The organism is Kitasatospora sp. NPDC097605 (assembly GCF_040302725.1).
In the GTDB taxonomy this organism is placed as follows: domain Bacteria; phylum Actinomycetota; class Actinomycetes; order Streptomycetales; family Streptomycetaceae; genus Kitasatospora.
Genome location: NZ_JBEOSF010000032.1, coordinates 14,081 through 36,721 on the forward strand (window position 1 = coordinate 14,081; position 22,641 = coordinate 36,721).

Genomic DNA, 22,641 nt, shown 5'->3' on the forward strand with positions numbered 1-22,641 from the left:
GGGACCGAAGCGACCACTGTGACCAGCAGAGACCGAGGAGTTGCATGTCCACCGTCAGCCGGCTGCCCGGGATTGCCTTCACCGACCACGTCTTCCAGGTGCCGCTCGACCACGCCGCCCCGCAGGGCGAGCAGATCGAGGTGTACGCCCGCGAGGTGGTCGCCTCGGGCCGCTCCGAGGACGCCGGTCTGCCGTGGCTGGTGTTCCTCCAGGGCGGTCCTGGCGGCAAGGCCGGCCGCCCGCTCGGCCGCGACGGCTGGCTGGAGCGCGCGCTCGACGACTACCGGGTGCTCCTGCTCGACCAGCGCGGCACCGGGCGGTCCACGCCCGCCACCCGGCAGACGCTGGCGCGGCGGGGCGGCGCCAAGGAGCAGGCGGACTACCTGGCGCACTTCCGGGCCGACTCGATCGTGCGGGACGCCGAGCTGATCCGCCGCCGGCTGCTCGGCGACGACCGCCGGTGGAGCGTGCTCGGTCAGAGCTTCGGCGGCTTCTGCACCCTCACCTACCTCTCCCTCGCACCCGAGGGCCTCGACCAGGCCTTCATCACCGGCGGCCTGGCCGGACTGCGCAGCTCCGCCGACGACGTCTACCGGGCCGCCTACCCGCGCGTCGTCCGCAAGAACGAGGACCACTACGCGCGCTTCCCGCAGGACGTCGAGGCGGTGCGGCGGATCGCCGCGCACCTCGCCGACGCCCCCGCCGTCCTGCCCGACGGCGGGCGGCTCACCGTCGAGGCGTTCCAGGCGCTCGGCCTGCTGCTCGGCGGCGGCAGCGGCTCCGGGACCCTCCACTACCTGCTGGAGGAGGCCTGGGTGGAGGGCTCGGCCGGCCCCGAGCTCTCCGACACCTTCCTCGCCGGCGCCCAGGCGCAGCTCTCCTTCGCGCAGGGCCCGCTCTACGCCGTCCTGCACGAGTCGATCTACGGCCAGCGCTCGGTGGACCCGGCCGGCACCGGCTGGTCCGCCGCGCGCGTGCGGGCGGAGTTCCCGGAGTTCGACGCCCGGGCCGCGCTGGAGTCCGGCGCGCCGGTGCTCTTCACCGGGGAGATGATCTACCCCTGGATGTTCGACACCGACCCGGCGCTGCGGCCGCTGAAGGAGACCGCGGAGCTGCTCGCCGCCCGCACCGACTGGTCCGACCTCTACGACCCGGCCCGGCTGGCCGCCAACGAGGTGCCGGTGGTGGCGGCGGTCTACCACGACGACATGTACGTGGACACCGCCGACTCGCTGGAGACCGCGCGGGCCGTGCGGGGGCTGCGGACCTGGATCACCAACGAGTGGGAGCACGACGGCCTGCGGGTCAGCGGGGGCAAGGTACTGGACCGCCTGATCGCGATGGCGCGCGGCGAGGCGTAGCGCGGCGCCGGACCCGGCCCCGGCCGCCGGGCGGAACGCCCCCGGTCCGGGCTTCCCCGGACGCCTGGCGGGACGGTCGGGGAAGCCGGTCCGGCGGCGGCCGGACGGGCTCGGCCCGCCCGCCGCGACCGTCAGGACGTCAACGCCCATGGCGGCCCTCCGCCGCTCCGCGCGCGCCCCGGACCCGGACCCGCCGGCAGCCGCCCGCCGGGGAGGGCGCCGGCCAGGGCGTCGGGCGGGCGATCCGCACCGTGCGGAGGGCACGCCGGCGATCCGGCGGCCGGCACCCCGCCGCCGAAGCCGTGCCGGAGCGGGCACCGGCGGTCCCCGTGCACCGCGCCCGCGCGGCGCAGGCCCCGGTGCCTCCGCCCGCCTCGGGGGCGCCGCCGCTGCCGTCCCGCCCGGGCGAGGCGCCGGCCGGACGGTCGGGTTCCCCGGGCCCGCCGGAGGCCGGTCCCGGTACCGCCCCGTCGGTCGCCGCGCCCGACCGACCCCGCCGCCGACGGCCGCGGCGGCGCGCCTTCCCGGGAGCGGGCCGGCCGGCGGCCGGGACCGGTGCCGGGGGCGGACCCGGCTCCGACCCCGACCCCGACCCCGACTCCGGCTCGGCCTCCGGCGCCTGGTCCGGGGCCCGCTCCTCGGCCGCCGCCCGTTCCCGCTCCTCCCGCTCGGTGCGGCGGCGGCGCTCCTCCTCCACGCTCGCCAGCAGCGTGTCCGGCGCGAAGCCGCCGTTCAGCGACTCGTACAGCAGTTGCGCGAGCAGGTAGGAAGGGTGGCGGCGGAGCGTGTGGCCGAGCACCACACGCGCGGTGGCGGTGTCCCCCGCGACCCACGAGGCCCAGGCCAGCAGGGTGAGCGGCGGCGCGGCACAGCTCTCGTAGGGCGCCACGCAGCGGGTGGCCAGGAACCGCCAGAGCCGTTGGGCGGGCGCGAGCTCGTCCGGTCTGGCGTACTCGGCCGCGCGGTCCCGGATGATCCGGTCCTGGAGCGCCAGCAGCAGCCGTGCCGTCCGGTCCTCGTCGAGCGCCGTGGCCCCGGCCATGAACGCGGCCACCGCCGCGTCGAGCAGCTCGGCGTGCTCCCGCCGGTCGAGCGAGAGCCGCCGCCCCGGCGACGGCCCGGCCCCGGCCCGGGCGAGGGCGCCCCGCACGGTGTCCGCCCCGGGCGGGCCGATCGGGGCCAGCCCGGCCATGATCTCCTTGCGGCTGCCGCGCGGCGCCAGGCCGGCGACGGTCGCCGCCACCGCGACCGGGCCGGGGCCGGGCGTGCGGCGGATCGGGTGCCCCGCCGGATCGCAGCAGCCCTCCCGCGTGCAGAGGAAGGACCACCAGCGGCCCGCCGAGACGCACAGCGACTCCTTGACCCGCACCCCACGGCACTCGAAGGCCTGGTGCAGCCGGTCCGCGAGCGGGCGCAGCTGCTCGGCCACCGGCGGGCCGTGCCTCCCTCCGGGCCCCGGCCCGGAGGGGTCCTGGCAGAGGTAGAGGAGGACCTGGGCCGGCCGCCGGTCCTGCCGCTCGGAGAGCCTGACGAGGAGGGCGGCCGTCTCCTCGGCGGCGGCCGGCCACTCCTCGGCCGACTCGGGGATGTCCAGCCGGATCACCCCGCCCTGGTGCAGTCCGGGCGGCTGGAGGCCGACCGCGACGATGCTGTCGTCGGGGAAGAAGCCGAGCAGGTAGGGCAGCACCTCGGCCATGTCGGCCGGGCCCCGCATGGTGATCGGACGGCCACCGGGGCCGTCGCCGAAGGGAAGGGCGATGCGTTCGTCGGTCATGGCGGGAAGGCTGCCGCAATTCTCCGCAGCCCCCGGAAAATTCCTCCGGCCCTGTGGATAAACCCGGCCTGTGAATAACTCCTCCCCCGATCGGCGTATCGCCGAGCCACTCTCCCGGGGGAAAAACGGCGGCCGTTCAGCAGAAGAACGGATGAAACGCCTCCCGGCTCCGCCCGCTCCTCACCCCTCGCCGTTCGCCCCGTGTCGGTTCCTCGGGGTTACATGGGGGCCATGCAGCAGCCGAAGACCCACACCACCGCCACCGCCGCCGACCGCGCCGAGGTCCGGGCGCGGGCCGAGGCCGTCCTGCGCGAGCTGGCCGGCCCCGGCGCCACCCTCCGCGAGGACCAGTGGACGGCCATCGAAGCCCTGGTCGTCGACCACCGCCGGGCCCTGGTGGTGCAGCGCACCGGCTGGGGCAAGTCCGCCGTCTACTTCATCGCCACCGCCCTGCTGCGGGCCCGCGGCGCCGGTCCGACGGTGATCGTCTCACCGCTGCTCGCCCTCATGCGCAACCAGGTGGACTCGGCGGCCCGGGCCGGCATCCACGCCCGCACCATCAACTCCGCCAACACCGACGAGTGGGACGCCGTCCAGGCCGAGGTCGCCGCCGGGGCGGTGGACGTCCTGCTGGTCAGCCCCGAGCGGCTGAACAACCCCGACTTCCGCGACCATGTGCTCCCCAAGCTCGCCGCCTCCACCGGCCTGCTGGTGGTCGACGAGGCCCACTGCATCTCCGACTGGGGCCACGACTTCCGCCCCGACTACCGCCGGCTGCGCACCATGCTCGCCGAGCTCCAGCCGGGCGTCCCGGTGCTGGCCACCACCGCCACGGCCAACTCCCGGGTCACCGCCGACGTCGCCGAGCAGCTCGGCACCGGCGCGGGCGACGAGCACGCGCTGGTGCTGCGCGGCCCGCTCGACCGCGAGAGCCTCACCCTCGGCGTGCTGGCCCTGCCCGACCCGGCGCACCGGCTGGCCTGGCTCGCCGACCACCTCGACCGGCTGCCCGGCTCCGGCATCGTGTACACCCTCACCGTCGCCGCCGCCGACGAGGTGACGGCCTTCCTGCGCGAGCGCGGCTTCACGGTGGCCTCCTACTCCGGCCGCACCGAGGACGCCGAGCGCCGCACCGCCGAGGCCGACCTGCTGGCCAACCGGGTCAAGGCGCTGGTCGCCACCTCCGCCCTCGGCATGGGCTTCGACAAGCCGGACCTCGGCTTCGTGGTCCACCTCGGCTCCCCCAGCTCCCCGATCGCCTACTACCAGCAGGTCGGCCGGGCCGGGCGCGGCGTCGACCGGGCCGAGGTGCTGCTGCTGCCCGGCCGCGAGGACGAGGCGATCTGGCGCTACTTCGCCTCGCTCGCCTTCCCGCCCGAGGAGCAGGTCCGCCGGACCATCGACGCGCTCGCCGAGGCCGGCCGACCGCTCTCCACCGCCGCGCTGGAGCCCCGGGTGGACCTCCGCCGCACCCGGCTGGAGACCATGCTCAAGGTCCTCGACGTGGACGGCGCCGTCCGCCGGGTCAAGGGCGGCTGGACGGCCACCGGCCGGAGCTGGGAGTACGACACCGCCCGCTACGCCAAGGTGGCCGCCTCCCGGGAGGCCGAGCAGCGGGCGATGCGCGAGTACGCGTCGGCCACCGGCTGCCGGATGGAGTTCCTGCGCCGCCAGCTGGACGACGAGCAGGCGACGCCCTGCGGCCGGTGCGACAACTGCGCCGGGCCGCTGCACGGACCGGAGGTCTCGGCGGAGGCCCTGGAGGCCGCCCGCGCCACCCTCGGCCGGCCGGGCGTCGGCGTCGAGCCGCGCCGGCTCTGGCCCACCGGCATGGACGCGCTGGGCATCCCGCTCAAGGGCCGCATCCCGGCGGGCGAGCAGGCCGAGACCGGCCGGGCGCTCGGCCGGCTCTCGGACATCGGCTGGGGCACCCGCCTGCGCTCGCTGCTCTCCGACCGGACCCCGGACGGTCCCGTCCCCCCGGAGGTGGTGGACGCACTGGTCACCGTGCTGGCCGACTGGGCGCGCGGGCCGGGCGGCTGGGCCGGCCCGGCGTCGGCCGACGGCGCCCGGCTGGAGCGCCCGGTCGGCGTGGTCACGATGGCCTCCTCCACCCGGCCGCAGCTGGTCGGCAGCCTCGGCGCCAGGATCGCCGAGATCGGGCGGCTGCCGCTGCTCGGGCGGATCGAGTACGCGACCGGGCAGCCGCCGCACGGGGCGCGCAGCAACAGCGCCCAGCGGCTGAACTCGGTGGCGGGCGCGCTGGCCCTGCCGCCGGAGACGGCCTCGGCGGTGGCGGCCGCGGGCGGACCGGTGCTGCTGGTGGACGACCTGGTGGACTCCGGGTGGACGGTCACCGTGGCCGCCCGGCTGCTGCGCCGTGCCGGGGCGGGCGCGGTGCTGCCGCTGGTGCTGGGGGTCCAGGGCTGAGCGCCGCCCCGCGCCCCGGACCGCGGTCAGGCGCCGGGCCCGTGTCAGGCGCCTGACCGGTGTCACCGGATCGGGTTAACCGCGGCCACCGGGACATCTCCCCGCCCGGTCCGCACCGTCGAAGAGGTGGGCGGGGAGATCACCGGGGAAATCGCCGCCGGAAGGGAGGAACGGAGTTGTCCGAGAGGCTTCGCAGTGCCCTCCGGCTCGGCCGGATCACGGTCCGGCGGTGTCCGGGCCGGTTCCGGGCGGCCGTGGAATATATCCGGCAGAACGTTGGCTTTCGGGCGGCGTTCATCATTTCATCGTTGCCGCTCCACCCCATCTGCCCTGAGAATTGGACAGTACCCGGAGCCCGGTCCCTTGGACCATACCTCTGGCGTACGCAGGCACCCACACACCCGTGGGTCGGGAAGGAGGGTCGTGATCAGCGGCAACGACCGAGGTCAGCATCCCCTCGCCCGGAGTTCGGCGCCCAGACGGGTGCTCGATCTGGAGACCTGGGCGGCCTTGGGAATCCCGCTGCTCCGCGATCCCCGCGAGTTCGTCCTGGAGCTGCACCAGCGCCATCTGCCCCAGCCCGGCACGGTGGTGGTCGCCGTCCTGGACGCGCAGCACCGGGCGACCGCCTCGGCCTCGTTCGCCCCCTGGCCGCACGACACGGACGGCTGGCAGCACCGCAACGCGATACTCACCCACCTGCGCCAGGTCACCCCGCACGACCTGCGGCTGCCCACCCCGAGGCGCACGGCCGTCCTCCTGCGCTGCCGCGACGGCGGGGCGGGCTGGACGGAGCCGGACGGCGCCTGGATGTGGGCCCTGCGGGACGCCGCCGGCCTGCACGGGCTGCGCTGCGGGGCGTATGTCGCGCTGACGCCCGCCGGCTGGCAGATACTCGGCGACGGGCGGAGCGGGCGCAATCCGCACGCGGGTTCGTGGGCGCGGGGCCCGGTCCACACCGTGACGGAGCTGCCGCCGCGCGCGGCGCGCGACACCCCGCGCGGCCAGCGGCCGCAGCGCGGCGAGCGCTCGGCGCGGTCACGCCAGTCCGAGCGTCCCTGGGGACCCGGCCGGGTCACGGCGATCGAACCGGCCCGGCGCACCGGTACCCGCTGACCGTCCGGCCACCCGCTCGCGGTCCGTGACGGCCCGGGCGTCCGCCACCCGCGCGCCCATCCCGCACCCATCCCGCATCGCACCCATCCCGCATCGCGCACCGGGGAGCGGCGGCAACGCCGGGGCCCGGCACCGAGAGAGGTACCGGGCCCGGGCGGTCGCGATCCTCAGGCGCGCAGCCTGCGCGGGGCCGGAGCACCCGCGGCGGCGAGCGGCGAACCGGCGGCGGCCGGGTCGGCTCCGCCGCAGACCACCAGCAGCGCCTCCGCCTGCTGCAGCGCCTTGGCGTAGGCCGCCGCGGCACGGTCGGCCGGGCCGCCGTTGACGACCAGCACGACCACCGGCCGGCGGGCCGGACGGGTCAGCGCGGCATCGGCGTAGAACACGTCGCCGCCCTCGACGAGTTGCGCCCAGTAGCGCTCCTCGCCGAAGGACAGCTCGTGCTGCTGCCAGGGGTGCGCCTCGCCGATTGTCAGCACCAGGATGGCGCCGGGGTCACGGCCGGATTCCAGCAGCAGGTCGACGGTCTCGTCCGCGCGGTCCAGTGCCTCCGCCTCGGTGGCGGGGACGTGCCGGACCTCGACCGGCGCCGGGCTGGGCGCGGGTCGCGGAGGGCTGGGCTTGGGGATCGGGTTCGGGCGCGGCGAAGGCCCCGGACGGTCCGCCCGCGCGGCCGCCGAACGCGGCGGCGCCGGCCGCGGCGGTGCGGGGCGGGGGCCCGGCACCGGGGCCGGCGCGACACCGGCGGCCGACGGTACGGCGGTGGTCGCGCCGCCGGTGGCTGGCGCGCGGAGGGCTTGTGCGTCCGACTCGCGGGGGCTGGGAACGCCGGGGCCCGGGAGGCTCTCGTTAATCTCCGGCTCCTCGGGGAAGACAGGCATACCCGGATATCTATCAAATGCCGGTCGGACGCGCACGGGCGCCCCACCTGTTGGGCACCCGGGGCCCGGGGGCGGCCACGGGAGTTTCCAGACGTACCGTCAGAAACCGAGCGCGAGTTGTTCTCCGACGGGCTCCGCGGAGCCCGTCCCGCCGGGTCCCGGAACCACTCGGATCCGCTTCAGGTGGCGCCACTTGGGCAGCCCGTCGAGATAGGACCAGGAGAGGCGGTGGTGTTCGGTCGGCCCGAGTTCCTCCAGGGCGGCCCGGTGGACCGGAGACGGGTAACCGGCGTTGTCGCCGAAGCCGTACTCGGGGTGCGCCTCGCCGAGATCCGCCATCAGGCCGTCGCGGTGAACCTTGGCGAGCACCGAGGCGGCGGACACGCAGACGCACGACTGGTCGCCCTTGATCACCGTGCGCACCCGCCAGGGGCCGCCGAGGTAGTCGTGCTTGCCGTCGAGGATCACCGCGTCCGGCTCCACCGGAAGCGCCTCCAGCGCCCGCACGGCGGCCAGCCGCAGCGCGGCGGTCATCCCGAGCTCGTCGCACTCCAGCGCCGAGGCGTGGCCGAGCGCGTACGAGGTGACCCAGTCGGCGAGCACGGGCGCGAGCGCCCGGCGGCGGAGTTCGGTGAGCAGCTTGGAGTCGGTCAGGCCCTCCGGGGGCCGGCGCAGTCCGGTGACGGCCGCGCCCACGGTGACCGGCCCGGCCCAGGCTCCGCGCCCGACCTCGTCGAGACCGACGACGACCTTGGCGCCGGCGCGGCGCAGCGAGCGCTCGACGGAGTGCGTCGGCGGGACGATGGGCATGGTGGGGTCCGTTCAGCTGGTCGGACTCCAGCCTATGCCACCCGCTCGCACCCCGGTTCCGGCCCCGGATCCGACCCCGACCCCGACCCCGACCTCACCAGGCCCTACCCCCGCAGGCCCTACCCCCGCCCCACCCGCCTCAGGGCCGGATCAGCGGGATCAGCACCTCGTCGACCAGTTGGTCGACGAACTCGGGGCCGGCCTCGCGGCCGCAGACCTTGACCCGGTACAGCAGCATCGCCGGGACGACGTCGGCGACCACCGGACTGGCCGCGCCCGGGCGGACGTCGCCGCGCTCGGCGCCCCGGCGCAGGATGTCCATGATCACGTCCTTGGTCGGCTCCAGCATCCGCCGGGTCATGAAGTCCTTGAACAGCTCCGCCTGCTCGTGGTCCAGCTCGGCCAGCACCGCGCTCATCGCCCCTCCCGCCCGGGAGCGCGCGACGGAGGCGAAACTCTCGACGAGGTAGTGCAGTTCCGCACGGGCGGACCCGAGCGCGGGGGTGTCGGCAGGGCGTGGCAGAGTGGAGTCCAGTGCGTCGATGACCAGTTCCACCTTGGACGCCCACCGCCGGTACAGCGCGGCCTTCCCGGTCCGCGCCGCGCCGGCGACCCCCTCCATCGTCAGCCGCGCGAATCCGCCGGAGGTGAGCTGATCGAGCGCCGCTTCGAAGATCGCCGCCTCCAGCTCCTTCCCCCGCCGCCGCGGCCGGACCAGCGCCTCGGCGACGACCTGGACGGGACAGGAGGCCCGCACGGCCTCGGGCGCCCGTTGCGCCGCCGGGCCGGCCGGAAGGCCGGTCGAGCGGTTCGAGCGGTCCGCCGCCTGGCGCCGCAGCAACTGATCCATCATCACCAACCCTAAGGAACGCTTGCGTTCATAATCTCGCCAACGCTATCGTCCACAGTAGTGAACGATTCCGTTCCTTCATAGCCCGCGGGACGCCGCCGGGCCGCGCCGGACCCCAGGGTCCGCAGCATACGAAGCAATAGCCAGCAGGGGGCATCAACTTGGCTATCTCCGACACGCTCAGCAAGAACTCTCCACCGCGCAGCGGCCGAGGCCCGAACAAGGGCATCGCCCTGGCCGTCATCGCGGGCTCGCAGCTGATGGTGGTGCTCGACGCCACCATCGTGAACATCGCCCTGCCGCAGATCAGGGACGCGCTGGACTTCTCCACCACCAACCTGTCGTGGGTGATCAACGCCTACACGCTGACCTTCGGCGGCCTGCTGCTGCTCGGCGGCCGCGCGGGCGACATCCTCGGCCGGCGCCGGGTCTTCATAGCCGGCACGCTGCTGTTCGGCCTGGCCTCGCTGCTCGGCGGCTTCGCGCAGGACGGCGGCATGCTGCTGGCCGCCCGCGCGCTCCAGGGCATCGGCGGCGCGATCTGCTCACCGACGGCCTTCGCCCTGATCGCCACCAACTTCGACGAGGGACCCGAACGCAACCGGGCCTTCGGCGTGTTCTCCGCGGTGGCCGGTTCGGGCGCCGCGATCGGCCTGCTGGCCGGCGGTGTGCTCACCGAGTACCTCGACTGGCGCTGGGTCTTCTTCGTCAACGTGCCGATCGCCGTCCTCATCGCCTTCGCCGCGCCGCGCTACATCGCCGAGTCGGAGCGCCACCCGGGCCGCTTCGACCTTCCCGGCGCGCTCACCTCGACGCTCGGCCTGGTCGGCCTGGTCTACGGCTTCATCCGCGCCGCGTCGGACGGCTGGAAGGACGGGCTGACGCTCGGCTCCTTCGCCGCGGGCGTGATCCTGCTGGCCGCGTTCGTGTTCATCGAGACCCGGACCTCGCAGCCGATCACCCCGCTGAAGCTGTTCGCCGACCGGAACCGCACCGGCGGCCTGGTGATGATGCTCTGCCTGGCCGCGGCCATGTTCGGCATCTTCTTCTACATCACCCTCTTCGTGCAGGGTCCGCTGGGCTACAGCCCGCTGAAGGCCGGCTTCGCGTTCATGCCGATCAGCGCCGCGATCATCGTGGCCGCCCAGGTCGCCTCCGGCCTGCAGAGCAAGTACGGCCCGAAGCCGTTCATGGCGGGCGGCTCGCTGCTCGTCGCGATCGGACTCAGCTGGCTGACCCTCATCGACGCGGACAGCGGCTACGTGGACGGCATTCTCGGCCCCACGGTGATCTTCGGCTTCGGCATGGGCCTGGTCTTCGTCCCGGTGATGCTGCTCGCCGTCGCGGGCGTCTCCGGCCAGGAGACCGGCGCCGCCTCCGGCCTGCTGAACTCCATGCAGCAGATCGGTGGTTCGCTCGGCCTGTCGATCCTGACCACGGTGTTCGCGCGCTACGCGACCAAGGAGGGCGAGGTGCAGCTGCCCGGCTTCATGGCCACCGCCACTCCGGAGCAGCAGGCCTGGCTGATGGAGAAGCACGAGTTCCCCCAGGGCACCACCGCCGCCAACGAGGTGCTCGCGCAGGGCATCTCGCACGGCTTCATCGTGGGCGCCGCGATGGCGGTCCTGGCCTTCGTGGTCGCCGCCGTCGTGATCAAGGCCAAGGCGGCCGACCTGCCGTCGAACACCGCCGGCGTCGCGATGCACTGACCGGCCGCCCTCCCGGGGGAGGCGGACCGGACAGGCAGGGGCCGGTCGGGAGCAGCACGCTCCCGACCGGCCCCTCGCCGTCCCCCGTCGCCGGACCTAGCCCCCGGACCCACCCCCCGGACTCAGCCCCCGGACTCAGCCGCCGAGGGTGAACTCGTGGCGCAGCCCGACCCGGTCACAGGCGTACTCCCGGCCCGTGAGGCGGTCGGCCGGCGGACGCTCGGCGAGGATCTCCCGGGCCCGCGCCCCGGCCAGGCTGTCGGCGTACCAGGGCGTGGGGCCGGCGTTCTCCAGGTCGGCGGCGACCACGCCCAGCGCGCAGGTCCGGTAGTCCCCCGGCAGCCGGTCCAGCGCCGGGACGGCGTCCGCCGAGAGACCTCGGACGTTACGCAGGTCGATCTGCCCGGTCCGCTCGAAGCGGGCCACGTTCTGCTCCGCGACCAGCGCGTCCGGCCCGATCAGCCCGTACCCGGCGGCGGCCAGCGCCGCGCTGAGCACCACCGCGCGCGGCAGCCAGCCGGCCGACGGGGTGAGGCCCGCCGCGATCAGCAGCATGAACACCACGCCCAGCCACAGCTCGACCGCCAGCACCCAGAGCCGCAGCGTGGTCAGCCCGGAGGCGTCCACGTAGAACCACATCCGCCCGAGCGCCGAGGCCACCACGACCAGGGTGAGCAGGCAGAGCGCGCCGAGCAGCAGCCGCGCGAGCCGGCGGTCGGTCTCCGTCCCGCGCGGCGCCCAGCGCTTGGCGACCGCGACCACCACCAGGGTCAGCACGGTGATCACCAGCAGCTGCCAGAAGCCCTGCCGGGCGTACTCGGAGCGGCTCATCCCGGTGCGCTCCAGCACCGACTCCCCACCGCCGAGCACCACCACCCCCTGCACCACCGCGAAGGCACCGAACATCAGGTTCAGCGCGGTCAGCGGCAGCGCCCACTCCATCCGCCCCCTGGCGCGGCCCGGCCGGACCCGCGTACGGTCCCAGCGGCGCGGGCCGGCCGCGATGTGGGCGAAGCCCAGCGCGGTCGCGAGCCCGAGCACGAACAGGGCCACCCGGGCCGGGAGCTCCCCGCCCTCCAGGCTGGGCACGAGACTGCCGAGGACGTCGGCCATGGCCGCGTCGGCGCTGGCGAACAGGGCGCCGAAGACGGCCAGCAGCACAGCCGCCACCCCCACGCCCTTGAGCACCGGAACCACCCGGCCCCGGACGTTCCCGCCACGGCCGCGCAACCCCTCCCGGGCCCACCCCAGGGCCGGCACCAGCTGCCAGAGCAGGCCGGGCAGGGCGAGCAGGACACCGCTCCAGCGCCGCCCGCCGTGCAGGGCGAGCGAGGCCAGGCCGACCGCCCACACCGTGCTCAGCAACGCCGGCCAGCCGGCCTCGTACAGCGCCGGGACGGCGAGCAGGGCGAGCGCGAGCCCGCTCCACACGAGGGTCCAGGCCCGCAGCCGGCGGCCCGCCGCACGGGCGGCGATCCCGGCACCGACGGCGGCGACCACCGCGCAGAGCAGCAGGTTGACACCGAGTCCGTCGATCAGCAGCAGGGACGTGAGCAGGCCGGTCAGCGCCGCCGCCAGCACCGTCCGGCCGGTGGCCGGGGCCTTGCGGTCCGGGTCGCTGGGCCGCAGCCACGCGAACGGCTGCGGCGCGGGTGCCCCGGGCGCCCGGTACGGTCCGGCGGCGGAACCGGGCCCAGGTCCGAAACCCGGCCCAGATCCGTGCCCCGGCCCGGGCCCGTAGCCGGGCGCCGGTCCGAAGCCGGGCGCAGCTCCCAAGCCCGGAGCAGCTCCGGAACCGGGCGCGGACCCGGCCCCAGGACCGGTCCCGGCACCGCCGCCGGGCGGCACTCCGTCCGCCGCTGGCGTGCTGAATCCGGACATGGCTTCCCCCTCAAAGGTCGGGTGGGCGTGCGGAAGCCACCCTCCGGGCGGTCCGCCGACAGGCACGCGGAACCACACCAGTGAGACACCGGGCACCACGGCCGAAGCCGACTGTAGACCATTCTGAACAAGTTCAAAAAGCCCGGACCCGGCCCTGTCACACCCCTGTGACAGAGCCGGGTCCGATCCCCCGGCGCGCTCCTGAGCGCGGGTCAGCCCCGGCCGGCCACCGCCGGGGCGCCCCGAACGGCGCCACCGCGCCGCTGGACGCGCCCGGCCTCCGGGCGGGCCGCGCTCACCCCTTGACCGAGCCGGCCAGCAGCCCGCGCACGAAGTACCGCTGCAGCGCGAAGAACACCACCAGCGGGATCACGATCGACAGGAACGCCCCCGCCGTGAGCAGCTCCCAGCGCCCGCCGAAGGACCCGGACAGCTGCGCCAGCCGGACCGTCATCGGCGCCACCTCCGGTGTGCCGCCGGCGAAGGTGAGCGCCACCAGCAGGTCGTTCCAGACCCAGAGGAACTGGAAGATCGCGAACGAGGCCAGCGCGGGAGTGCAGAGCGGCAGCACGATGGAGCGGAAGATCTTAAAGTGCGAGGCGCCGTCCACCACCGCCGCCTCCATCAGGTCGCGCGGCAGCTGGGCGATGAAGTTGTGCAGCAGGAAGATCGCCAGCGGCAGCGCGAACATGGTGTGCGCCAGCCAGACCGGCGCGTAGGTGCCCTTGAGGTCCAGCGCCGGCAGCAGCGTCAGCGGACCCAGGTGGGCCCCGCCCGAGAACAGCTGGAGCAGCGGGATCAGCGCCATCTGGATCGGCACCACCTGGAGCGCGAAGACCACGAAGAACAGCGTGTCGCTGCCCCGGAACCGCACCCAGGCCAGCGCGTACGCGGCCATCGCCGCCAGCACCAGCGGGAAGAGGGTGGCCGGCACGCTGATCGCCAGCGAGTTCACCAGGAAGGGCATCAGGCCGGTGGAGACACCGGAGCCGCCCTCGAACAGCACCGTGTGGTAGTTGTCCAGGCCGAGGTCCGGGTGGAGCAGGGCGTTCCACCAGCCGTCGGCGGTGACGTCCTGTTTGGGACGCAGCGAGGTGACCAGCAGCCCGATGGTGGGAACGGTCCACAGCACCGTCACCGCGATCACGAAGACCGAGGCCAGCGGGGAGGAGAAGGCCTTCCGGACGGCGTTGCCGTCGCGCCGTACGCTCATCGGACCGCACGCTCCTTGCGCAGCTGGAGGATGTTGTAGGCCACCAGTGGCAGCACCGCGAGGAAGAGGATCACCGCCAGCGCGCTGCCCCGCCCGGTGTTGAACTGGACGAAGGACTGCGAGTACATCTCGTTGGCCAGCACCTGGGTGCCGAAGTTGCCGCCGGTCATGGTGCGGACGATGTCGAAGGCCTTCAGCGTGGTGATCATCACCGTGGTGAGCACCACCACCGTCGTGGTGCGGATCATCGGCACCGTGACGTACCAGAACAGCCGCACGCCCTGGGCGCCGTCCAGCCGGGCCGCCTCGGTGACGTCGTCCGGGATCGCCTTGATGGCCGCCGAGAGCACGACCATCGCGAAGCCGGTCTGCACCCACACCATCACGGCCATCAGCAGGAAGGTGTTGAGCGGCTGGGAGAGCATCCAGTTCGGCGGATCGTCCCAGCCCAGCGCGATCGCCGTCTGGCTGAGCAGGCCGATCTGCCGCTGCGAGGGGTCGCGCGACTCGTAGACGAACTTGAAGATGATCGAGGCGCCGACCAAGGAGATCGCCATCGGCATGAAGATCAGCGACTTGTAGACCGCCTGGCCGCGCATCCGGTCCACCAGCAGGGCCAGGACGAGGCCGAGCGCGGTGGCCGCCAGCGGGACGATCACCAGCCAGAGCAGGGTGTTGACCAGCACCTCGCGCACCGGGTCGCTGGTGAACGCCCAGCCGAAGTTCTCGCCGCCGACGAAGCGGCTGCTGTCGTCGCTGTAGAGGCTCAGGTAGACCGTGCGGACCAGGGGCGCGACCAGGCCGGTCAGCAGCAGCACCACGGCCGGGCCGAGCAGGACCAGCACGGCCAGCGGGCGGGCGAGCCGGCCGGAGGCGCGTCCGGCGACCAGGAAGACCAGCAACAGGATGCCGAGGAAGCCGGCGATCGCTCCGAAGCCGTTGCCGAACTTGACCATCGCGTCGCCCCAGGCGCCGGCGGAGAGGGACATGGCGGGACGTCCTTTCCCAACGGAGGGCGGAACGGGGAACCGGGAGGGATGCCTCCCCGCACGAGGGCGGGAGGGCACGGAAGGGTGGGAGGGCACGGAGGGACGGGAGGACACGGAGGGGCGGGCGGTGCGGGTGGGTGGCCCCGCACCGCCCTTCGACAGGTGGTCCTGCGACGCGCGCCGCTACTGCGGCCAGGCGGCGTCGATGTCCGCGGCGGTCTTCTGGATCGACTGCCCCTCGGCGAACCAGGCGGTGAGCGACTTCCACTCCTGCCCGGCACCGACCGCGGCCGGCATCAGGTCCGAGCCGTCGAACCGGAAGGTCGCCGCCGGGTCGGTGAGCGCGTCGGCGGAGAGCCGGTCGATCGGATCGGTGTACAGGCTCTTGTCCACGCCCTGGTTGGCCGAAACCCAGCCGGTCGCGGTCCGCACCCGGCTGCTCGCCCACTCGCTGCTGGACAGGTAGTTCTGCACCGCCTGCACCTCGGGACGGCTCGCGAACGCGGTGAGGAACTCACCGCCGCCCTCCACCGGGTTGGCCACCGAGGGGTTCACCGCCGGCAGGCTGAAGGCGAAGATGTCGCCCTCCGGCCCGATCTTGGTGTCCTTGGGCCACTGCGCCTTGTAGAAGGACGCCTGCTGGAGCATGAAGCACTTGCCGGTGAGGATCGGCGCGCCGGCGTCCTGGAAGGTCGTGGTGGCGATCGACTTCACGTCGCCGTAGCCGCCGTTGACCCAGGCCGGGTTCTGCATCCAGTCGGCGACCGTCTTCATCGCCGCGGCGATCTTCGGGTCGGAGAACTTCACCTGGTGGCTCACCCACTGGTCGTACACCTCACCGCCGTGCGAGCCCAGGACCACCTCCTCCAGCCAGTCGGTGGCCGGCCAGCCGGTGGCCGTGCCGGAGGCGATGCCGCCGCACCAGGGCTTGCCCGCGCCGGCCTTGGCGATCCGGTCGCTCAGCGCCATCAGGTCGGCCCAGGTCTTGGGGACGCTGTAGCCGGCCTGCTTGAAGGCCTTCGGCGAGTACCAGACCAGGGACTTCATGTTGGCGCTCATCGGCGCGGCGTAGAAGGTGCCGTTGACCGAGCCGTAGGTCTTCCAGACCGGGCTCCACTTCCCCTGGTTGGCCACGGTCTGCTCCGGCGGCTTGACCACCTTGCCGCTCTTGACCATCTGGGCCAGCAGACCGGGCTGCGGGATGATCGCGAAGTCAGGGGCGTTGCCGCCGCTCACCCTGACCGGCAGTTGGGACTCGAAGTCGTTGCTGCCCTCGTAACTGATCTTGATGCCGGTGCACTTGCTGAAGTCCGCCCAGGACTTCTCCAGGTTGTCCGACTCGGGGCTGAGGATCGAGGCGAAGACCGTCACCGTCTTGCCCGCGTGCCCGGCGTACGGCTGGTACTCGGCGCAGTCGCCGGACAGGGTCTGGCCGCCGCCCGACCCTCCCGAACTTCCGGAGCTGTCCGAGCTGTTGGAGCAGGCCGCGGTCAGGGCCGCGGCGGCCAGCAGCGCCACCGCCGCCAGGGGGCGGTGGCGCCGCCCACGGACGGCGGGCGACGCGGTCGCGGACGGCACGGTCATGGACGGCACGGTCGGGGTGGGAGTCAATGCGGTCCTCCTCGCCAGGGCGTGAACGCTCGGCTGTATGACAGAACGACATTGCGCTGTACCGGAGTTCGACATTCGACATGGACGCGGCGGCCGGCCGATCCCAAGACGGTAACGCAGCGGCCACGTGCCGCCAAGGTCCGGACACGCCCTTCACTCCCGTGTGCCCCAGTTGTGACCCGGAACGCCGTTCGGCCCCGCCCGGGAGATCCGAACGGGGCCGAACGACGGCAGGAAGAAACGATTCTTCTTCAGAACAGCCGGACCGGAAGCTCCTTCAGGGCGTTCACCACCAGCGAGCCGCTCGGCCGCAGCTCCTCGTCCGGCACCGCCGCCGACAGCCCCGGGAACCGCTCGAACAGCGCCGGCAGCGCGATCCCCGCCTCCAGCCGCGCCAGCGGCGAGCCCGGGCAGACGTGCGGGCCGTGCCCGAAGGACAGGTGCCGGATCGGGTCCCGGGTGATGTCGAACAGCTCGGCGGTCACCCCGTGCTGCGCCGGGTCCCGGCCGATCGCGTTGTACGAGATCATCACCGGCTCGCCCCGCGGGATCACCGTGTCGCCCACCGGCACGTCCTCGGCGGCGAACCGGAACAGGAAGTTGCTGGTCGGCGGCGTCCAGCGGAGCGATTCCTCCACCACCGCGTCCCAGCCGACCTCGCCCGCCCGCACCAGCGCCAGCTGGTCCGGGTGCGCGAGCAGCGCCCGCACCGCGTTGCCGATGAGGTTCACCGTGGTCTCGTGGCCCGCCGCGATGATCACCCGCAGGGTGGCCGCCGCCTCCGCGTCGGTCAGCGCCCCGCCCTCCGCGTCGGCCAGCAGCAGCACGCTCGCCAGGTCGTCGCCGGGGGCCGCGCGGCGCCGCGCCACCAGGCCGTTGACGAAGGCGTTCAGCCCGGCGATGGTCGCCTGGATGCCCTCCGGGTTCGGCCGGGCGCCGAAGAACCGCTCGTAGAGGTCCCGCAGGCGGCCGTGCTCCGACTCCGGCACGCCCAGCAGCGAGCAGATCACCGTCATCGGCAGCGGGAAGGCGAAGGCGGACTTCAGGTCCACCACCGGCTCCCCCGCCGCCAGGGTGTCCAGCAGGTCACGGGTGATCGCCTCCACCCGCGGGCGCATCAGCTCCACCTGGCGCGGGGTGAACGCGTGCGCCACCAGGGCGCGCAGCCGGCGGTGCTCGGCGCCGTCGGTGGTCACCATGCTGGGGCCCGGCACCGCCAGGCCGATCAGCGGCCAGGTCTTCGGCACCTCGCCGCGCTGGTACGCCGCCCAGTGCCGGGCGTCCTTCACCAGCCGGGCGTCGGTCAGCAGCTCACGGGCGGCCGCGTGCCGCGTGACCGCCCAGGCGGCGACACCGCCGGGCAGTTCCACCGGCACCACCGGGCCGGCGGCGCGCAGCAGCGCACCCTCGGCGGCGTTGTCGCGCGCCAGCGGGTCGAGGGCGATCGGGGCGGGGTCGGTCATCGGCTACAGCTCTCCTTCGGTTCGGGTCCAGCGGTCCACCGGCCCAGCGGTCCAGCGGTCCCGGGGTGCCTGCCGCGCTCGCGCGTCAGCCCGCGTACCCCGGGGTGAACGACACCGGCAGCGCCACCAGCCCGCGCACCCAGGCCGACGGCCGCCACACCAGCGCGTGCTCGGCCACCGCCAGCCGCAGATCCGGCAGCCGGTCCAGCAGCACCTCGACCGCCGTCGTCGCGATCACCTCGGCCCCCTCCTGAGCCGGGAACGGACAGCCGTGCTCCCCGTACGAGTAGCTCAGGTACGCCCGGTTGCCCTCGGCCGGCCGGCCGTCCGACTGGCGCACCGACGGGTCCGCGTTGGCGCCGGCGAAGCCCAGCAGCACCATGTCCCCGGCGGCGATCCGCTGCCCGCCGAGCTGGGTGTCCCGCACGGCCCAGCGGCCGGCGAAGATCTGGGTCGGGGTGTCCTCCCAGAGCGCCTCGTTCAGCGCCTGGCTGATGCTGCGCCGCCCGCCGGACAGCGAGGCGGCGAACCGCGCGTCGGTGAGCATCAGCCGCAGCGCGTTGGAGACCCAGTACGAGCAGGGCTGGTGACCGGCGATCAGCAGCACCCGCAGGTCCCGCATGACCTCCTCGTGGCTCAGGCCCGCCGGGTGCGCCAGCATCCGCGAGGCGATGTCGTCGCCCGGGTGCGCGGCCTTCTCCTCGACCAGCTCCAGCATCACCGCGAGCAGCCGCTGCGCGCCGGCCGGTGCGTCCGCCCCGCCGTCCAGCATGGTCAGCAGGCTCTCGATGAGCACCGGCGCCTGCTCCTCGCTCAGCCCGAGCACCCGGCAGAGCACCAGCAGCGGCAGCCGGTGCGTGTACTCGGCGACCAGGTCCGCCTCGCCGCGCCCGGCGAACTCGTCGATCAGCCGGTCGGCCAGCTCCTCGCAGTGCTTGCGCAGCTCGTACGGGTCGACGGCGGCCAGCGCGTCGGTGACCGCCCGCGAGCGCCGGACGTGCTCCTCGCCCTCGGCGTAGAGGATCGACGGCACCGGGGCCATCATCGGCTTCAGCGGCCAGTCCTCGGGGATCGCCGACCAGCCCGTCCAGCGGGTGGAGTCCCGGCCGAACAGCTGGGGCTGACCGGTGACCAGCTGGAGCTCGCGGTAGCCGATCACCAGCCAGGCCGGCACCCCGCCGGCCAGCTCGACCGGCGCGACCGGGCCGTGCGCGGCCCGCATCTCGCGGTAGACCTGCGAGGGGTCGGTCTGGAAGCGCGGCCCGTACAGCGGGACGGCACCGGTGTGCGCCGGGCAGCCCGGCGGCGGGGTGGCGGCGGGCTCGGTCACGGCGTGCTCTCCTCAAGGACGTCATGGACGGGGACGGCGGCGCCGGCGGCGGGACGGCCCGCCGACTCGGCCTCGACCCGGGCGGTCAGGTGGCGGACCAGCTCGATCAGCACCTGCTTGCCGGACGCCCGGTCCCGGGCGTCGCAGTCCACCAACGGCACCCCGGGCGGCAGGTCGAGCGCCTCGCGGACCTGCTCCAGGGTGTGGGTCGGCTCGCCGAAGTTGTTGCGGGCGACGATGAACGGGGTGCCGTGGTGCTCCAGCCGGTCGATGGCGTACCAGGACTCCTCCAGCCGCCGGGTGTCCACCAGCACGACCGCGCCCAGGGCGCCGGAGAACAGCCGGTCCCAGAGGAACCAGAACCGCTCCTGCCCCGGCGCGCCGAACAGGTACAGCACCTGGCTGGCGGAGAGGGTGATCCGGCCGAAGTCGAAGGCGACCGTGGTCGAGCGCTTGCCCCAGGCGCCGGTGGGGTCGTCGATCCCCTCACCGGCCTTGGTCATGACCTCCTCGGTGTTCAGCGGACGGATCTCGCTGACCGCGCCGACCAGGGTGGTCTTGCCCACGCCGAAGCCGCCGACCACGACGATCTTCAGCGCGTTGTCGGCGGTGCGGCGCAGCGGCGTCCGCCCGCTCGGACGTGCGTCCGGGCCCTCAGAGCTGTTGGAGTCCATGCAGTACCTGCTTCAGCGTGTCGAGATCGGGCAGCCGGGCCTTGGTCGGCGCGAACCGGGGGTGGCGGGCGGTGATCGACCCGGCCTCCAGCAGGTCGCCGAGGAGGATCTTCACCACCGACACCGGCAGCGCCAGCTCCGCGGCGAGCTCCACGACGGCGGTCGGCGCCTCGCACATCCGCAGGATGCGCGCGTGCTCCGACTGCATGCCCGACGCCGGCTCGCGCTCGGCGACGATCAGCGTGACCAGGTCGAACGCGTTCTCCGGGGCCCGGCTGCGACCCCTGGTGATGGTGTACAGGCGGTCCGGGTCGTCGTCCCGGCCCGGCACGGCCGGCCGCCCGTCGGTGCTCCCCCCGCCCCCGCTCATGCCCGGGCGCTTCCGTCGGCCGCCCGGGCGTCCGCACCCGCGGCGTCGTCCCGGGCCGGGGCGCTGAGGTGGATGCCGATCTGTTCGATCAGGCCGTGCATGTTGTGGCCGACCACGCCCACGTCGGCGTCCTCGTCGGTGACCACGGCGAGGTGGGCGCCCTCGCCGGCCGCGACGATGCACAGCACGCCGCCGTGGAACTCGGTCATCGACTGCCGAACCCCGCCGGTGCCGTCGCCGAACTCGATGGACGCGCCGTGGGCCAGGCTCTGCAGGCCGGAGGCGATGGCGGCGAGCTGGTCGGCCTGGTCGTTGCCGAGGCCGGAGGTGTGGCAGAGCTTGAGGCCGTCGGCGGAGAGCACCAGGGCGTGCCGGGTGCCGGGGGTGTTGGTCAGCAGGTTTTCCAACAGCCAGTCGAGGTCGCGGTCGGTGACACTGCTCATCAGGAGTCCTTCTCGGTGACGGGGGAAACGTCGGAGGCGGGGTCCGTGGCGGACCGGGCGCCCGGGATGTCCTCGGCCGCGGCGCCCTCGGCCGGCCGGGTGTCCGCGGCCGGCCGGACGGCCCGGCGGAAGGCACCGAAGCGGGCGGCGGCGCCCGCCGCGTCGGCGCGGGCGGGCTGCTCGGCCGGGGCGGCCGCGGGGGCGGCCGAGCCGAGCGTCTGGCCGCGGCGGCGCTGCGGCAGTCCGCTGTCCGTCACCCGCGCGGCGGGGGCCGGGGCGGGAACGTGGACGGGAACGTGGGGCGCGGACGGTGTTGCGGGCGCCGGGCGGGCGGGGGTGAGCGCGGGGCGCGCGGCCCGCTCGGCGGGAACGGGTGCGGCTACGGGCGCGGGCGCCGGGACGGGCGCCGACGCGGGGTGGGTGACCAGCTGCTGCGGGATCAGCATCACCACGCCGGTGCCGCCGCGCGCGGACGGCCGGAACGAGATCTGCAGCCCGTACTTGCGGGCCAGCACCCCGACCACCGCGAGGCCGATCCGGGTGCCCGCCGACAGCGCGGTGAGGTCCAGCGGCTCCGCCGAGACGGCCTGCTCGGCCCGGCGCAGCCAGCTGTCGCTCAGGCCCAGGCCGCTGTCCTCGACGGTGATCGCCAGCCCGGCGGCCACCTCCTCGACGTAGACGTGCACCTCGGCCGGCGGGGCGGAGAAGTTGGTCGCGTTGTCCAAGAGTTCGGCCAGCGCGTGCATCACGCCCTCGGCGGCGAACCCGGCCACCGCGGCCGTGCTGGCGTTGTGCAGCCGCACCCGCTGGTAGGCGCCGATCCGGCCGAGCGCGCCGCGCAGCACCGACTCCACCGGGATCGGCTTGCCCCAGCGCCGGCCGGAGCGGGCGCCGGTGAGCACCGCGATGCTGTCGGCCATCCGGCCCGCCTGCGCGGTGGCGTGGTCGAGGGTCAGCAGGTCGCCGAGGACCTCCTCGTCGTGCCGGTGCTGCATCTCGCGCAGCTCCGCGTGCATGCTCGTGGCGAGCGCCTGCACCCGGCCGGCGGCGGTGGCGCAGACCGCCAGCGCGGCGGCCCGCAGCTTCTCGCCGCGGCCGATCTCCTCGGCGACGGCGCGCAGCAGGGCGCGCTGGGGGTGCTCACGGTGGGCGGCCAGCGCGCCGTCCACGGTCGAGCCGGTGCGCAGCCGCTTCACCACCTCGGGCAGCACCTCGTCGGCCAGCCGGTCCAGGGTGGCCCGCTCGGCGCGCTCCGCCTCGGCCTCCGCCCGGGCCCGGGCCGCGTCCGCGCGGGCGGCCGTGACCTGCTCCTCGGCCCGCCCGAGCGCGGTCCGCGCCTCGTCCCGCTCGGCCTCCGCAGCGGCGGCCAGCGTCCGGGCGCTCGCCTCGCCCTGCCGGGCCGCACCGGCGGCGACCAGCGCCGCCATGGCCTCGTCGTCCTTCCCGGCCAGTTCGGCCTCCAGCCGGCGGGCCCGCTCGGTGGCGCTCCCGGCCTGCCAGACGGCGATCAGCCAGAGCACGGTGACCGCCGCCACGGCCCCCGCGGTCAGCGGCTGCCCGGCGTCGATCGCCCGCATCACCCCGACCGGCCCGGCCACCGCCGCCAACAGGGCGGCCCCCGCCGTCAGAGCCTTGGTACGCGCGTCGGGTCGACGGCGCGGCCCGCCGTCGGGGCTGGTGGGTTCTGTCATCGGTGCGGTGTCCTCGGCAGAAGTCGGGCGAATGCGCGACCGCCC

Annotated in this window: 18 protein-coding genes; 4 read left to right on the plus strand and 14 right to left on the minus strand. The window is 74.6% G+C overall.

What is annotated here, in order from left to right:
• Positions 1-44 precede the first annotated feature (44 nt).
• Complete coding sequence (locus ABTX81_RS28700; RefSeq protein WP_350551307.1) at positions 45-1,361, plus strand: alpha/beta fold hydrolase; 1,317 nt, start codon at positions 45-47, stop codon at positions 1,359-1,361.
• Between the two features lie 139 nt (positions 1,362-1,500).
• Here ABTX81_RS28700 and ABTX81_RS28705 read toward each other — a convergent pair whose 3' ends face one another.
• On the minus strand, positions 1,501-3,135 hold the full coding sequence (locus tag ABTX81_RS28705) for a DUF4192 domain-containing protein (RefSeq protein WP_350551309.1): 1,635 nt from the start codon (positions 3,133-3,135) through the stop codon (positions 1,501-1,503).
• Between the two features lie 222 nt (positions 3,136-3,357).
• Here ABTX81_RS28705 and ABTX81_RS28710 point away from each other — a divergent pair, with 222 nt between their 5' ends.
• Positions 3,358-5,565, plus strand: a complete 2,208-nt coding sequence (locus ABTX81_RS28710) for a RecQ family ATP-dependent DNA helicase (RefSeq protein WP_502892879.1) — start codon at positions 3,358-3,360, stop codon at positions 5,563-5,565.
• A 483-nt stretch (positions 5,566-6,048) separates the two neighbouring features.
• The gene (locus ABTX81_RS28715) at positions 6,049-6,681 is read left to right on the plus strand and encodes a hypothetical protein (RefSeq protein WP_502892884.1); all 633 of its coding nucleotides are present in this window, start codon (positions 6,049-6,051) and stop codon (positions 6,679-6,681) included.
• A 167-nt stretch (positions 6,682-6,848) separates the two neighbouring features.
• Here ABTX81_RS28715 and ABTX81_RS28720 read toward each other — a convergent pair whose 3' ends face one another.
• From ABTX81_RS28720 to ABTX81_RS28730, 3 genes are all read right to left on the minus strand, one after another.
• On the minus strand, positions 6,849-7,562 hold the full coding sequence (locus tag ABTX81_RS28720) for a hypothetical protein (RefSeq protein ID WP_350551319.1): 714 nt from the start codon (positions 7,560-7,562) through the stop codon (positions 6,849-6,851).
• Positions 7,563-7,661: 99 nt separating this feature from the next.
• Positions 7,662-8,372 carry a ribonuclease HII gene (rnhB, locus tag ABTX81_RS28725; RefSeq protein ID WP_350551321.1) on the minus strand — a complete coding sequence of 237 codons (711 nt, stop codon included), beginning with the start codon at positions 8,370-8,372 and terminating at the stop codon, positions 7,662-7,664.
• Positions 8,373-8,511: 139 nt separating this feature from the next.
• On the minus strand, positions 8,512-9,222 hold the full coding sequence (locus tag ABTX81_RS28730; RefSeq protein ID WP_350551323.1) for a TetR/AcrR family transcriptional regulator: 711 nt from the start codon (positions 9,220-9,222) through the stop codon (positions 8,512-8,514).
• A gap of 161 nt (positions 9,223-9,383) precedes the next feature.
• Between ABTX81_RS28730 and ABTX81_RS28735 the strand changes: the two genes are divergently transcribed.
• On the plus strand, positions 9,384-10,931 hold the full coding sequence (locus tag ABTX81_RS28735; RefSeq protein ID WP_502892880.1) for an MFS transporter: 1,548 nt from the start codon (positions 9,384-9,386) through the stop codon (positions 10,929-10,931).
• 135 nt (positions 10,932-11,066) lie between these two features.
• On the opposite strand, the gene ABTX81_RS28740 is transcribed toward ABTX81_RS28735, so the two are convergent.
• The 10 genes from ABTX81_RS28740 to ABTX81_RS28785 all read right to left on the minus strand — a co-directional run bounded on the left by ABTX81_RS28740 (position 11,067) and on the right by ABTX81_RS28785 (position 22,596).
• A complete protein-coding gene (locus tag ABTX81_RS28740) occupies positions 11,067-12,512 on the minus strand; it encodes a DUF4153 domain-containing protein (protein ID WP_350551325.1) in 1,446 nt (481 codons plus the stop codon).
• A gap of 595 nt (positions 12,513-13,107) precedes the next feature.
• Complete coding sequence (locus ABTX81_RS28745; protein ID WP_350551328.1) at positions 13,108-14,025, minus strand: carbohydrate ABC transporter permease; 918 nt, start codon at positions 14,023-14,025, stop codon at positions 13,108-13,110.
• Positions 14,022-15,014 carry a carbohydrate ABC transporter permease gene (locus tag ABTX81_RS28750; RefSeq protein ID WP_350551331.1) on the minus strand — a complete coding sequence of 331 codons (993 nt, stop codon included), beginning with the start codon at positions 15,012-15,014 and terminating at the stop codon, positions 14,022-14,024. The genes ABTX81_RS28745 and ABTX81_RS28750 overlap by 4 nt, the downstream gene beginning before the upstream one ends.
• Before the next feature lie 183 nt (positions 15,015-15,197).
• Positions 15,198-16,625 carry an ABC transporter substrate-binding protein gene (locus ABTX81_RS28755; protein ID WP_350551334.1) on the minus strand — a complete coding sequence of 476 codons (1,428 nt, stop codon included), beginning with the start codon at positions 16,623-16,625 and terminating at the stop codon, positions 15,198-15,200.
• Between the two features lie 251 nt (positions 16,626-16,876).
• Positions 16,877-18,088: a cytochrome P450 family protein gene (locus ABTX81_RS28760; RefSeq protein WP_350551336.1), complete on the minus strand. Its 1,212-nt coding sequence runs from the start codon at positions 18,086-18,088 to the stop codon at positions 16,877-16,879.
• Positions 18,089-18,173: 85 nt separating this feature from the next.
• Positions 18,174-19,418 carry a cytochrome P450 gene (locus ABTX81_RS28765; RefSeq protein WP_350551338.1) on the minus strand — a complete coding sequence of 415 codons (1,245 nt, stop codon included), beginning with the start codon at positions 19,416-19,418 and terminating at the stop codon, positions 18,174-18,176.
• Complete coding sequence (locus ABTX81_RS28770) at positions 19,415-20,092, minus strand: GTP-binding protein (protein WP_350551341.1); 678 nt, start codon at positions 20,090-20,092, stop codon at positions 19,415-19,417. Before ABTX81_RS28770 ends, ABTX81_RS28765 begins: the two co-directional genes overlap by 4 nt.
• Positions 20,073-20,462, minus strand: a complete 390-nt coding sequence (locus ABTX81_RS28775; protein WP_350551343.1) for a DUF742 domain-containing protein — start codon at positions 20,460-20,462, stop codon at positions 20,073-20,075. Before ABTX81_RS28775 ends, ABTX81_RS28770 begins: the two co-directional genes overlap by 20 nt.
• Positions 20,459-20,905: a roadblock/LC7 domain-containing protein gene (locus tag ABTX81_RS28780; RefSeq protein WP_350551346.1), complete on the minus strand. Its 447-nt coding sequence runs from the start codon at positions 20,903-20,905 to the stop codon at positions 20,459-20,461. The genes ABTX81_RS28775 and ABTX81_RS28780 overlap by 4 nt, the downstream gene beginning before the upstream one ends.
• Positions 20,905-22,596, minus strand: a complete 1,692-nt coding sequence (locus ABTX81_RS28785) for a sensor histidine kinase (protein ID WP_502892881.1) — start codon at positions 22,594-22,596, stop codon at positions 20,905-20,907. The genes ABTX81_RS28780 and ABTX81_RS28785 overlap by 1 nt, the downstream gene beginning before the upstream one ends.
• Between the last annotated feature and the right edge of the window lie 45 nt (positions 22,597-22,641).

Coding starts and splice junctions, on each gene's coding strand:
- ABTX81_RS28780 (WP_350551346.1), bottom strand. CDS start 20,905: ATGAGCAGTGTCACCGACCGCGACCTCGACTGGCTGTTGGAAAACCTG.
- ABTX81_RS28700 (WP_350551307.1), top strand. CDS start 45: ATGTCCACCGTCAGCCGGCTGCCCGGGATTGCCTTCACCGACCACGTC.
- ABTX81_RS28770 (WP_350551341.1), bottom strand. CDS start 20,092: ATGGACTCCAACAGCTCTGAGGGCCCGGACGCACGTCCGAGCGGGCGG.
- ABTX81_RS28785 (WP_502892881.1), bottom strand. CDS start 22,596: ATGACAGAACCCACCAGCCCCGACGGCGGGCCGCGCCGTCGACCCGAC.
- rnhB (WP_350551321.1), bottom strand. CDS start 8,372: ATGCCCATCGTCCCGCCGACGCACTCCGTCGAGCGCTCGCTGCGCCGC.
- ABTX81_RS28720 (WP_350551319.1), bottom strand. CDS start 7,562: ATGCCTGTCTTCCCCGAGGAGCCGGAGATTAACGAGAGCCTCCCGGGC.
- ABTX81_RS28750 (WP_350551331.1), bottom strand. CDS start 15,014: ATGTCCCTCTCCGCCGGCGCCTGGGGCGACGCGATGGTCAAGTTCGGC.
- ABTX81_RS28760 (WP_350551336.1), bottom strand. CDS start 18,088: ATGACCGACCCCGCCCCGATCGCCCTCGACCCGCTGGCGCGCGACAAC.
- ABTX81_RS28710 (WP_502892879.1), top strand. CDS start 3,358: ATGGGGGCCATGCAGCAGCCGAAGACCCACACCACCGCCACCGCCGCC.
- ABTX81_RS28775 (WP_350551343.1), bottom strand. CDS start 20,462: ATGAGCGGGGGCGGGGGGAGCACCGACGGGCGGCCGGCCGTGCCGGGC.
- ABTX81_RS28745 (WP_350551328.1), bottom strand. CDS start 14,025: ATGAGCGTACGGCGCGACGGCAACGCCGTCCGGAAGGCCTTCTCCTCC.
- ABTX81_RS28705 (WP_350551309.1), bottom strand. CDS start 3,135: ATGACCGACGAACGCATCGCCCTTCCCTTCGGCGACGGCCCCGGTGGC.
- ABTX81_RS28730 (WP_350551323.1), bottom strand. CDS start 9,222: ATGGATCAGTTGCTGCGGCGCCAGGCGGCGGACCGCTCGAACCGCTCG.